Source organism: Sulfuriflexus sp. (assembly GCF_032250955.1).
Lineage (GTDB): Bacteria > Pseudomonadota > Gammaproteobacteria > AKS1 > AKS1 > Sulfuriflexus.
This window is the reverse complement of the sequence record NZ_JAVVES010000068.1, coordinates 1-12,562: the sequence shown is the minus strand read 5'-3', so window position 1 is coordinate 12,562 and position 12,562 is coordinate 1. Positions and strand designations below refer to the sequence as shown.

Below are 12,562 nucleotides of genomic sequence, written 5' to 3'. Positions count from 1 at the left end.
CTGAAATCGCCTTATATCACGCGCTTGGAGCGCTACCTGCCCCGAAAACTACCCATGAATTTTTCTGACGAGGCAAATATATTGATATTCCCACTATTGTCCAGGTCTCTAAAGCGTTTTCCTTTTAATCCCTGTTCTAAAATCTTATCTATAGTCGTCCCAAATTTTTCAGCCAAGCTAGCAAGCTTGCCTTGAGCTGATGAAACGACTGGTATTCTGGCCTTCGTAGCAATAGAACCAACTCTTAATGCAATTACAGCTCTTGCAAAAGCAATCTCAGACACGACTGATGATCCAGCTATTATAAGTATTAATGAAGCAGTGTTAGGGTCAAAGTTATCTGGATGAAATACAAGACTTTCACCACTCGCATTAAAGCCACCCCTTGTGTCATTCGGATTAAATCCACTAGGAATTCTACCCGATATGGTCGTCAAACTACTGAATCTGGATCCAATCGTCCGACTATCGAATCCAGGGTTACCAACCCCAAAACCTATACCCGTAGGACTGAGTGCAAATGTATTTGTCGACTGCGCAACAGAGAAAGCGTTAAAGGAACTGCCCGGATTCGAACCGACTGGAGAGGCAAGCGTCGATCCAAGTTGACTATTTGAAAGAGGTGGTGAACAAGTTGTAGGACAGACTACAAGTCCGACACCTGGACCGCAATCAGTTATTCCGCAGGTAATACGGATAGTTATCGGTGCAAATCCAGTCGGGTCTACATACTTGAACGAACTGTTCTCGACATAGCTATAACGGTTATAGCTCTGGGCATTATCAGGATTCGCCACGAAGGGATCGGCTGACAGGAACCGCCCGACCTGCGGGTCGTAGACACGGCCGTTCATGTGGATAAGACCGTCGTAGAGGTGCTCATGACCGGTAAAGCCGCGGCTGAACAGCGGTGTGCTATCGCAGGTACGCTTGCCAAAGGCGTCGTAGTCGCAGCGTTGCTGGACGTTCCCCGACTGATCAGTAATCACGGCCAGGCTGCCCAGGTTATCCGTGTGCCAGTAGTAGGTCTTCTCCGTAAAGCCCTTCTTTTCCACCACGGCGACGACCTGGCCGGCGACGCTGATGTACTGGCGGTGCGTGGTCTGGTAACCGCTCTGCGTGCGCTCGTAGAACAGACCGGCGCCACCTGCCGGGTTGACGTAGTGCGTGGTGCCATTCGGGCTGACCTGTTTGCTGCGTTCGTGATCAGCGTCATACACAAAGCTGCTGGTCTGGCCGTTGCGGGTGATCGTGGCCGGCAGGTCATAGCTGGTCCAGGTAAGTGTGCGGCCATTGCCGGAAGTGACATTGCCGTTCGCATCATAGGTGAACGTGGTGTTAACGCTGCCCGTGATCTGTGTCACGGCATGGGGCCGGGCGCCACCGGCCGAATAGCTATATGTGCCCGTATCCGATTTATATGTCAGGTTGCCGTTATCACTGTATTCAAACCCGAGCGTTGGTAGTGTCGCGCCTGAGGTCGAGAGCAAACGGCTGAGGCTATCGTAGCTCGCGTTCTCGAGGCTGGCCTTGACGATGTCCTCCCTCGTGAGCATATTGTCGAGCCAGTCGTAGGTATAGGCAAAATTCTGCCGATCACCGAAAAAATTGCTCGCGCGAATATTGGCCAGGCGGCCGGTCTCGGCCTCAAAGTTACGATTGACAGTAAGGCCGTTACCAAGGGTGGCTTGCGTGACGCCACCTTCAGCATCAATGCTGTCGGCCTGCCAGTAAACGGTAGTACCGGAACTGTTTGTTACCTTTTGAGGATAGCCCAGGGGTGTATAGACCGTCTTCGTCTTGAAGTTCGTCGGGTAGGTCTGGGAGTTAACGCGGCCGTTGGCATCATAAGTCACCGAGGCCGTGTAAATATACGTGCCATCTATCGTATTGCGGGTCGAAGTCGGGCGTCCGAGACTGTCGTAACTGTGCACCCGGCTGTAGCCATTGTTGGTCTCGACCTCGCAGAGTTTGCCGATCCCCTGCGAGCAGGTGGCCCCACCTTTTAGCGTATCGAAGTACCAGCTCGAGACAAGATCGGGCTCGGTGCGCTGTGTGCGACGGCCGAGGTTGTCATAGGTCATGGTGGTGATCTGGTTACGGGCGTTGGTCTGCTTGACCAGTTCCCCAACGGCGTTATAGACGTAGGTCCATGTGCCCTTGTCCGGATCGACCATTTGCGTCTTGCGGCCGAGGGTGTCGTACTGCATGGTGATGGGGCTGCCACTAGCGACGGTGACGCTTTGCAGGTTGCCGAAACCGTCATAGCTGGAATTGATAGACTGACCCAGGTCGTCCGTGATCTGTAGTTTTTCACCACGGCTGTTGAAGGTTGTCGTGGTCAGTTGATACTGGCCGGCGCTTACGTAGACCCTGCTTTTCGTGACCAGGCCGTTGTAGTCAAACTCTGCATAGCTGTTATCCGGCCTTGTCGTACTGGTCACACGACCCAGCACGTCATAGGTATAACTTGTCCATTGAATATTGCTCGAGCCATCGATAAATGGCCGTGAGGTTCGTGCGACACGCCCTGCCGCATCATACTCAGTCAGTTCTACGATGACCGGTGTTGACCCGCTACCATCAAAGCCCTGGGTTTCCCGACGAATAACGCGATCAAGGCTATCATAGTAAGTTTTTGTCCAGGCGCCATTTGACGTGGCATCATCAGAAGAAAGTGGTCGGTTCCAGACGTAATACGGGTTCTCAGTACAGGTACTACAGAAATACCAGTTATTACGAGTAATCGTCCCATCTGCCTTTGTTTCTTTATACATCAGGCCCAGGTCATTGTAGTAATTTAGCGTCGATAGTGAATTGGGGCCTGTGAGATTAAAGACCACCCCAAACCAGCTATCGTACTGGCGTGTCTCGGTGTGGCCGAGGGCATTGCTAACGGAAGTGGGAAAACGACCCCGGCTATCATAACCCGCACTTGAGGTGCGCGATTGGATGGCCTGCTCGCCAGTGGCAGGCGAGGATACTGTTGTGCTGGTGACATTACCCAGACCGCTATAGACATAGGCAGTCTCGAGCCTGAGCGGGATAGTGTCAGGCTCGATGATCTTTTTACTGCGTAAGCCCTGTGCATTGTACTCGTAGGCAGTGGTGCGTGTAATGGCACCACTGCTCACCGCCGAGTGTGTCAGTCTGCCAATGAACCAATTAGTTACATCGTTCGAATACGTATTAACGGCCGTCTTGCTGTAGCCATCACTCGCAGCCCTCGTTGATTGAGTGAGATTGCCATAACAATTAGTCAGCGACGTGGTGCAGTCATACTGGTTACTTGTCGTTACTGTTGGTAGCGGCGTTCCGTCGGTGTCCCATGACTGCTCTACTCGCTCGGCCAGGTATGGGAAATAACGACTACCAGTGAAATTCGTTGCCGCATAGGTATTGGTGACGCGGTTCAGGTTGCCCCCGGGATGGCTTTTGGTGACGGTTGACGGCAGGCCGATGTAGGGCCAGTCCTGTCTATATTCAGTGCTAACAGTGGTTTGTAGCACATCATTGTAAACGGAGACCTCACGAAAACCGAGAAAACCACGACCATCAAGGTCAGACTTTACGCCCTTGTAGCTATATGTGTCGGTACTGTAACCACCAATGCCGTTGCTCTTGCTGACTTCTTGCACAACATGGATGGGGGCCCGCAGGTCGACGATGGGATAGCTCGCGTCAGTATCCTTGGTATAAAAATCCGGGGTATTATCCGTCAATGGCTTGTAGGCGATGTCAATGGTTGCAGTAAGACCCGAGGTTACCTTCGTGATGACATCAGGGTGGGCGGAACTGAAACGCGTAACGTAGTGGGTGCCATTGGTCGAGTGCGTGTAATAGCTGGCTCGTCCGTCGCCGAACAAATCACCCATCTCCCACCCGGCATTGCCGACACCATGGCCCCCCGTCCAGGTCCAGGACTGGGGCGATGGGTTTAAAGGATCCAGTCTGACCGCATAGTGCTGACCGTTACTCCAGTGCGTGTAATAGACCTTGCGGCCATCACCGAACAGGTCAACCAGTCGCCAGCCTAGATCACCGACCGGTGAGGTCGCACCAAACCCGTAATTCGAAATTGCTAACTTGGTTGGCCCTGCGTCCGGGTTGGGGCTCACACGGAAGGCGAAACGCTCGCCGGTCGATGCCTGCATGAAGAAGGCATCGCGGCCATCACCAAAGATATCAGCGACATCCCAGCCCTGGTTGTACAGGGCCTTCTGCGAGGTGTGTGAGAAATTGTCGCGTGTGCCGTCCGGGTTTAACCGGGTAACGTAGTGGGTAAACGATGCCGATTGCGTTGGCGTACCGACAGTCGCCTGAATAGAATAAAAAAGTTTGCGTCCATCGCCAAACAGGTTGGCCGTTCGCCAGCCGGCGTTTTTCACCGTGTGCCCACCGCTCCAGGTCCAATTCTGCACCGTACCGTCCGGGTTCAGGCGTGTTGCATAGTGGGTGCCGTTACTTGCATGCGTGTAATAAAGTTGTCGACCGTCGCCGAAGAGGTCGGCGAGTTTCCAACCTGTGCCACCGGCCCCGTGACCGCCGGTCCAGGTCCAGTTCTGAACCGTCCCGTCTCGATTAAGTTGCGTGGCATAATGCGTGCCGCTACTGGAAAAGGTATAAAAAACCTCCCTGCCATCACCAAAGAGATCGCCGACCTGCCAGCCACCGTTTGCCGTTCCATGCCCTCCCGTCCACGTCCAGGTCTGCTTTGTGCCATCCGCGTTAACCTGGGTTGCGTAGTGTGTGCCCGCACCATTATTCGAGTAGTAGACCTTGCGGCCATCACCAAACAGGTCGGCAAGACGCCATCCCGCTGCGCCTACTCCAGTACCCCCTGTCCAGCTAAAGTTTTGCGGGCCGACCGTGGGCTCTTGCCACTCAAACCTGGTCGGAGGCAGGCAGTAGGAACTGCTACCCCCACCGCATTCGGTGACAGCGGTGAGCTTGATACGGCTCGTTGCCGCACCGGTATTGAAGCTAAGCCAGTAATCCTTGACGATAGCGCCGGTGTTCTTCGTCCGGATGCCGCCGAGCAGGACATCGAGGTTCGAGGTCTGATACGGGTTTGGCAACATCACCGTACCATTCGGGCGCGGGCTGAAATACAGAAACTCTACCGAGTTATACGGGGCCAGCCCGGTGTTGTCATTGCCTGTATAATCGATGCGTACCGGCCAGAATACGCCAGAAGTATTTTGCGCATAACTGACTGTGTAGTAGTTAGTACTGGCATCACTAACCTTGTTCACCGCCCAGGAAATAACCGGTGATAAATACCCGAACCCGGTAATTTGCGAACTCGATGAATTACCGAACTCCAGGATACGACCGTCTTTAGTCCACACCTTGAACCAGGCGGGCCCATTGTTGACATTGCCGTATGAAATAATTTTGGCAAAAGTTTCACTCTCTGTTCGATACTCGGCGCCATTGACACCATAAGTACCGGATTCAAGCATGAGGCGTTGCCCACCCAGGCAGAACCGGTCATTTTCATCAAAACTTACACGTCCCCGCACACCGTCCTGTGACATTGTTTGTGGACAGCGAGTGATAACTTGTAGACCACCCAACGCCCAGCCAACACCGAGCAATCCATCGCCACGCTGGCTGTTATATTCAAGGGATAATTTTGGTGCGAGGCCATTGGTACCGGGAGGGACTTCAATCGGAACGGTATAGGTCGCCGCCCCTACACTATTTGTTGAGAACTGCCCTGGCGTGTGAATACGGTTGACTGCGTATGATTGAGTGGAAAATAATAATGCTGCGCAAGCATACAGGATAAAGCGGCGGATACCTGTTGTCAGGTCCGATAGGCTATGACTCTTCATAGAAGAACCCTCCGTGTTCTTTCATTCGTAGGCAGTAATTTTGTCTGTAAATGTATTTAACCCAGCATCATCCGCACTGCAATTAAGTAATACACAATAACTCTGCTACTATTTTCCTATACTTTAATCGAGACTATTCTGTTTTCTTCTTTAGATACAATACGCATTAATACGTAAACATCTTGTCTATGCCAGAGACAAAAATCCAGCTGAGCATGTACGCATGGTGCGTAATTCACCGAGTTTGTCTCTTGGAAAGAGCACAAGGCGGTCGCGGCCAAGTTGAAAAAAATCTATTCGTTATTCAACGTCGAAGAAGTTTCGCCACGTAGTACAGAGTTATCTTGAACTCCTTCGCGAAACTTCGCGTACTTCGCGGTAAAAAAGCCCATGCCAGGACGAGCATGGCGGTGAAAACCAACGCATAACTCCCTAACCGATCATCATTCTTCAATCAATAAAAAACCCGGCGCGTCTCCGCACCGGGTTTTTGTTTTCATCTGATGATTACTTACGGTCTTATGTAAGAATAACCCTGTTCCTGCAGCTCGATAATACGTTGCACACCGGCAGGAACGACCTTGACGCCGGCCGTGAGTACAGGTGCCTTACCCTTCTTCTTGGTGACACCCTTGATGGTATTGCCACAGGCACTGAAGGTAATGCCTTGTACGGCGAGACTCTCAACACGCTTGGTCTGGCCATTCCCGGCGGTCAGCATGCCCAGACCCGGGCCATAGGCAACAATCTCAACAGCCACATTATCCACGCCATAGGCCTTCTGGATATTGACCGCATTATTAAGCGCGATCTTCTGTGTCAGCGGGTCGCTGCTGCTAACCTGGATAACCAGTTTATGCTTTGGATCGAGACCATCAGAGGCCGCCTCTGCTGTATTACATGCCGACAAACCCAGCATCGCTGTCAGTATTGTTGCCAGACCCAATAATTTTACGAATTTATTCATGATCACTCCTGATACCTCATTAATAATAATTATAAGAACAATGTTTTACTTCCACATTTACATAAGTGATGACACCACTATCAATCAAAAGTTCTTTTGATCTATATTAGTAGACTCTTATGTTTAGCGCTTTCTAACTGCCTTTTTCTTAACAACCTTCTTCCCTGTCTTTTTTGCAGTTTTCTTTACGACCTTTTTAGCGGCTGGCTTCTTCTTGCTGGCCGCCTTCTTCTTGCTCACTGCCTTCTTTTTTACTGCTGCCTTTTTCTTGCTGGCGGCCTTCTTTTTCACTGCGGTCTTCTTCGTGACCTTTTTCTTGCCGGTAGCGGCAGTCGCCACTTTCTTTTTCAGGGCCACGGCTTTTTTCTTTGCTGTCTTGCTGACTTTTTTACCAACCGTTTCGGCTTCTTTCTTGAGGGCTTTGGCCTTTTTCCTTGCTGTCTTGCTGACTGCCGTCGCCTCTGCCTTCACTGCCTTGCTGACCTTTTTACTGATCGCCCTGGCCTCTTGCTTTGCTGCCCTGGCCAGCTTTTCACTCACCTCTTTCACTTCCTTCTTTACAGCCTTCTCGGTCTTTTGCAAGGCTTCATCGGCCGGTTCTATTATGTCCTTGTTTACCGTCGCCAGCGCCCGTTGTACCGACTCGAGCACCTTGCGTTCAAGGTCATCAAACGTCGCCGAGCCAAGCTCGTCAAGCAGGGCTTCCTCACTCGGCAGGGTTTTGAGTTCTTTTTGCACGGCCGCAAAGACATCATCAATCTCACCGACACCCTGGATGATTCGCAGTTTGTCCTGCTCGCGGTAGTAGTCCAGCAAGGGGGTCGTCTGGGCCTCGTAGATACGCAAGCGATTGCCGATGGTTTCCTCATTATCGTCGGCCCGTTGCCGTAATTCACCGCCGCAGACATCACAGTGGTCATACATCCTTGAGGGTGAGGTATACACGTTATACATCTGGCCGCAGGAGCTGCAGACCTGGCGTCCACCGAGGCGCTGGATCAGGGTGTCGACATCCACATCAATGAGCAGGGCACCCTGGAGCGGCATACGTAAGCGCTCCAGAATCTTGTTCAGTTCTTCGGCCTGTGGCACGGTGCGCGGAAAACCGTCGAGCACGAAGCCCTTCGCCACATCCTTTTCCTCCAGGCGCTCGCGGATAACCCCCAGCACGATTTCATCGGGGACCAGCTGGCCGCTGTCCATCAGGGGCTTGGCCTGGCGTCCCAGCATGGAGCCCTTCTCGACTGCCTCGCGCAGAAGGTCGCCGGTGGAGATCTGCACAATCCCCAATTGCTCGACGAGTAACTTGGCTTGCGTGCCTTTCCCAGATCCCGGCGCGCCCAGTAATACGATCCTCATGACACTCACCCGACTTTATTAAGTCTTTAATTTGTATTATGTTTTTTTGTTTCCGCGACATTTCGACGCAGTTCTGGCAGGCGTTTCCCGGGGGAAAAGTGCCACTTTTTTACTTAACCTACTCCGCCAATGGCAGCCAAGTCAATGAACGACTATGCATTTTCTGTGCTTTTGCAGTATCCTTTACCGCCCGCGGATGACCCGTGTGGCAATACCGGCAACCAAAATCACCGTAAGACGGCAAAATGCGCAAAAAAATCCCTGACTTCATCGATAGCCAGACATGGACCGTAGAGAGCACCCTCAAAGAGCGCTTCAGGGAAAATATCCAGGTTCAGAGCTTCGACAGTGAAATTTGCCTGCCCCCCCACGACCGTGAACTGCCCCCTGTGACGGGCCTGTACCGGGAGGCGAAGAACTGCCATTTCGTGATTTCAAGACCGGCCAGAGCAAATATCGCCGCCAGTTTTTCTACCGCATCCACCAGCAATACGGTACTGGCATCGAGGAATACGACAAAATTGAAGACTGCATTATTTCGCTGCTGCGCGTTCAGTCCGACCACGCGTGCGATAGACGGCAGGTAAGCAAAAGCAGTAACTGAATACCTTATATAAACCTCTCTAACTGACCATTCCAGGAGACCAAAACCATGGCAACAAAGAAAACTGCCAAGAAGAAAACCGCGATCAAGAAAAAACCGGCCGCGAAGCCAATGAATGCCTTTTACGCGCAGTCTGGTGGTGTCACCGCCGTGATCAATGCCTCTGCCTGTGGCGTAATCGAGACTGCCCGCGCCAACAAGGGCAAGATCGGCAAGGTCTATGCCGGCCGTAACGGCATCATCGGTGCCCTCACCGAAGACCTGATTGACACCAGCAAGGAATCTGCCAGCTCCATCGCTGCCCTGCGCCACACCCCTTCCGGGGCTTTCGGTTCCTGCCGCTTCAAGTTGAAGAGCCTCGAGGAAAACCAGCGGGAATACGAGCGCCTGATCGAAGTCTTCAAGGCCCATAACATCGGCTATTTCTTCTACAACGGCGGCGGTGACTCTGCCGATACCTGTTACAAGGTCTCCCAGCTGTCTGAAAAAATGGGCTACCCTATCCAGGCTATCCATGTGCCGAAGACCGTTGATAACGACCTGCCGATCACCGACAACTGCCCGGGCTTTGGTTCGGTTGCCAAGTACATCGCCGTCTCCACCCGCGAAGCCAGCTTCGACGTTGCCTCCATGGCCAAGACCTCCACCAAGGTCTTCATCGTTGAAGTCATGGGGCGCCACGCTGGCTGGATTGCCGCAGCCGGCGGTCTCGCTTCCACCGAAGATACCCCGATCCCGATCATTATTCTGTTCCCGGAAGTCGAGTTCGACCAGAAGAAATTCCTCGCCAAGGTTGATGCCCTGGTCGAGAAACACGGTTACTGCACTGTCGTCGTTTCCGAAGGCGTGCATTACGCGGATGGCAAGTTCCTCGCCGAAAGCGGCCTGAAGGATTCCTTCGGTCACGCCCAGCTCGGTGGTGCCGCCACGGTTATCGCCGGCATGGTGCAGAAGGAACTCGGCCTGAAGAACCACTGGGCCGTGGCTGACTACCTGCAGCGTGCTGCCCGCCATATCGCCTCGAAGACCGATGTCGAAATGGCCTATGCCATGGGCAAGGCGGCCGTGCAGTTTGCCCTGAAGGGTCACAATTCCATCATGCCGACTGTTGAACGTATCTCGAACAAGCCGTTCAAGTGGAAGGTAGGCATGGCACCGCTGTCCAAGGTCGCCAATGTTGAGAAGATGATGCCGAAGAACTTCATCACCAAGGATGGCTTCGGTATTACCAACAAGTGCCGCGAATATCTCGAGCCGCTGATCAAGGGTGAGGACTACCCGCCATACAAGAACGGCCTGCCGAAGTACGTGCGTCTGAAAAATGTCGGCGTGAAGCAGAAACTGGAAAAATTCGAGCTTTAATCAGGACCGGTTCGGGTACCCCGCAGCCTGGGGTACCCGGCCACCCCCCTTAAATTACGACTATTGATTCAACCAGAGATCTTATCCGTGGCCAGACCGCCATGGGTACCCTGATCCGTGAATTCGACCTCGAGACCCTCTTCAGTCTGACCCCGGCAACCGCCCTTAACCGCCCGGCTTAATCCCCTGGCCGGCCCCCCGGTTCTCGCCCCGCTTGCCCTGCCGCCTCAAAGATGGTCATAATGGCTCCCAAATTATAAGTATATCGTCCGACCCCGATAATTAATTCATAAGTAAGGTGGAGGAATTGCAATGTCTACTGGTTTGCTAATCGCGATCATCTGTTCTCTTGTCGCACTCGTTTACGGTGCCTGGTCCTATAAATGGATTCTCTCGAAATCCGCCGGCAATGAGCGCATGCGCGAAATCGCCGCGGCCATACAGGAAGGTGCCCAGGCCTATTTGAACCGCCAGTACACGACCATCAGTATGGTCGGCGCGGTGCTGTTCGTGGCCATCTTCCTCTCCCTTGGTGTGCTCACCGCCATCGGCTTTGCCATCGGTGCATTGTGCTCGGCCGGCGCCGGTTATATCGGCATGAATATCTCGGTGCGCGCCAATGTGCGTACCGCCGAGGCCGCCAATGACGGTCTCAACGCGGCGCTGCAAGTCGCCTTCCGCGGTGGCGCCATCACCGGCATGCTCGTCGTCGGCCTCGGCCTGCTCGGCGTGGCCGGTTATTACGCCGTTCTCAGTGCCATGACCCCGACCGGTGAGACAGTCAGCCTCACACCGCTGGTCGGCCTGGCCTTCGGTGGTTCATTGATCTCGATCTTCGCCCGTCTCGGCGGCGGTATCTTTACCAAGGGTGCCGATGTCGGCGCCGACCTGGTCGGCAAGGTCGAGGCCGGTATCCCGGAAGACGACCCGCGTAACCCCGCCGTGATTGCCGATAACGTCGGTGACAATGTCGGTGACTGCGCCGGCATGGCCGCCGACCTGTTCGAGACCTATGCCGTGACCATTATCGCCACCATGCTGCTCGGCGGGCTCATGCTCAGCGATGCCGGCGATGCGGCGATACTCTACCCGCTCGTTATCGGTGCCGCCTCCATCATCGCTTCCATCATCGGCACCTTTTTCGTCAAGGCCCGGGACGGGGGCAAGATCATGAATGCCCTGTATCGCGGCCTGGCCGTTGCCGGCGGGATTTCAGCGATCGCCTTCTACCCGATCACAACCTGGCTGCTCGGTGACAGCGTGATCATCGACGGCAACAGCGTGGCCTCGATCAACCTGTTCTACAGCGCCCTCATCGGGCTGATCCTGACTGCCGCCATGGTCGTGATCACCGAGTATTACACCGCAACCGAATATGCGCCGGTCAGGCACATCGCCGAGGCCTCGACCACCGGCCACGGCACCAATGTCATTGCTGGCCTCGGTGTCTCCATGAAGTCGACTGCCCTGCCGGTACTGGCCGTGTGCGCCAGCATCTGGGCCGCCTATGAGTTCGCCGGCCTGTACGGGATCGCCATCGCCGCGACCTCGATGCTCTCCATGACCGGCATCGTCGTTGCCCTCGATGCCTACGGCCCGATCACCGACAATGCCGGTGGCATCGCCGAAATGGCCGAACTCGATGAAAAGATCCGCAACATCACCGATCCCCTCGATGCAGTCGGCAATACCACCAAGGCCGTCACCAAGGGTTATGCAATCGCCTCGGCCGGACTCGCGGCACTGGTGTTGTTCGCCGATTACACGCATGAATTAAATGTTCACACAAGCACGATCAACGCCTTCGACCTCTCCGATCACATGGTCATAATCGGCCTGTTCATCGGCGGGCTTGTACCTTACCTGTTCGGTGCCATGGCCATGGAGGCCGTCGGCCGTGCCGCCGGTAGTGTTGTCGTCGAAGTGCGCCGCCAGTTCAGGGAAATCCCCGGCATTATGGAAGGGACCGCCAAACCGGATTACTCACGCGCCGTTGACATGCTGACCCGCTCCGCGATCAAGGAAATGATGCTGCCCTCGCTGCTGCCGGTACTCGTACCGCTGCTGGTCGGCCTCATCCTCGGCCCGAAGGCACTCGGCGGCCTGTTGCTCGGCACCATCATCACCGGCCTGTTCGTCGCCATCTCCATGACCACCGGCGGCGGCGCCTGGGACAACGCCAAGAAATACATCGAAGACGGTAACTGTGGCGGCAAGGGTTCCGAGGCCCACAAGGCCGCCGTGACCGGCGATACGGTCGGCGACCCTTACAAGGACACTGCTGGTCCGGCGATCAACCCGCTTATTAAAATTATTAATATTGTGGCTCTCTTGATTGTACCTTTACTTTAAGTGGCTCTTCCCCAGATGTGGTGGGTAAGATTTACCGTATAACACCATCAGGATAAAGATCCAGTCCGCCAAGGTGAA

The 12,562-nt window shown here is 54.1% G+C and carries 5 protein-coding genes and 1 pseudogene; 3 read left to right on the top strand and 3 right to left on the bottom strand.

From position 1 onward, the window contains the following. Positions 1 to 32: 32 nt before the first annotated feature. The 3 genes and pseudogenes from RQ738_RS11395 to RQ738_RS11385 form a co-directional block, all read right to left on the bottom strand. The gene (locus RQ738_RS11395) at positions 33 to 5,840 is read right to left on the bottom strand and encodes an RHS repeat-associated core domain-containing protein (RefSeq protein WP_314165338.1); all 5,808 of its coding nucleotides are present in this window, start codon (positions 5,838 to 5,840) and stop codon (positions 33 to 35) included. A gap of 511 nt (positions 5,841 to 6,351) precedes the next feature. Next, on the bottom strand, positions 6,352 to 6,807 hold the full coding sequence (locus tag RQ738_RS11390) for a DsrE family protein (RefSeq protein WP_314165336.1): 456 nt from the start codon (positions 6,805 to 6,807) through the stop codon (positions 6,352 to 6,354). 717 nt (positions 6,808 to 7,524) lie between these two features. Further along, positions 7,525 to 8,166: pseudogene (locus RQ738_RS11385) on the bottom strand (adenylate kinase); the annotation flags it as partial. A gap of 245 nt (positions 8,167 to 8,411) precedes the next feature. Between RQ738_RS11385 and RQ738_RS11380 the strand changes: the two are divergent. From RQ738_RS11380 to RQ738_RS11370, 3 genes are all read left to right on the top strand, one after another. Continuing rightward, a complete protein-coding gene (locus RQ738_RS11380) occupies positions 8,412 to 8,753 on the top strand; it encodes a hypothetical protein (protein WP_314165335.1) in 342 nt (113 codons plus the stop codon). A gap of 128 nt (positions 8,754 to 8,881) precedes the next feature. Next, positions 8,882 to 10,132: a 6-phosphofructokinase gene (locus RQ738_RS11375; RefSeq protein WP_314165339.1), complete on the top strand. Its 1,251-nt coding sequence runs from the start codon at positions 8,882 to 8,884 to the stop codon at positions 10,130 to 10,132. 312 nt (positions 10,133 to 10,444) lie between these two features. After that, positions 10,445 to 12,484, top strand: a complete 2,040-nt coding sequence (locus RQ738_RS11370; RefSeq protein WP_314165334.1) for a sodium-translocating pyrophosphatase — start codon at positions 10,445 to 10,447, stop codon at positions 12,482 to 12,484. Positions 12,485 to 12,562 lie beyond the last annotated feature (78 nt).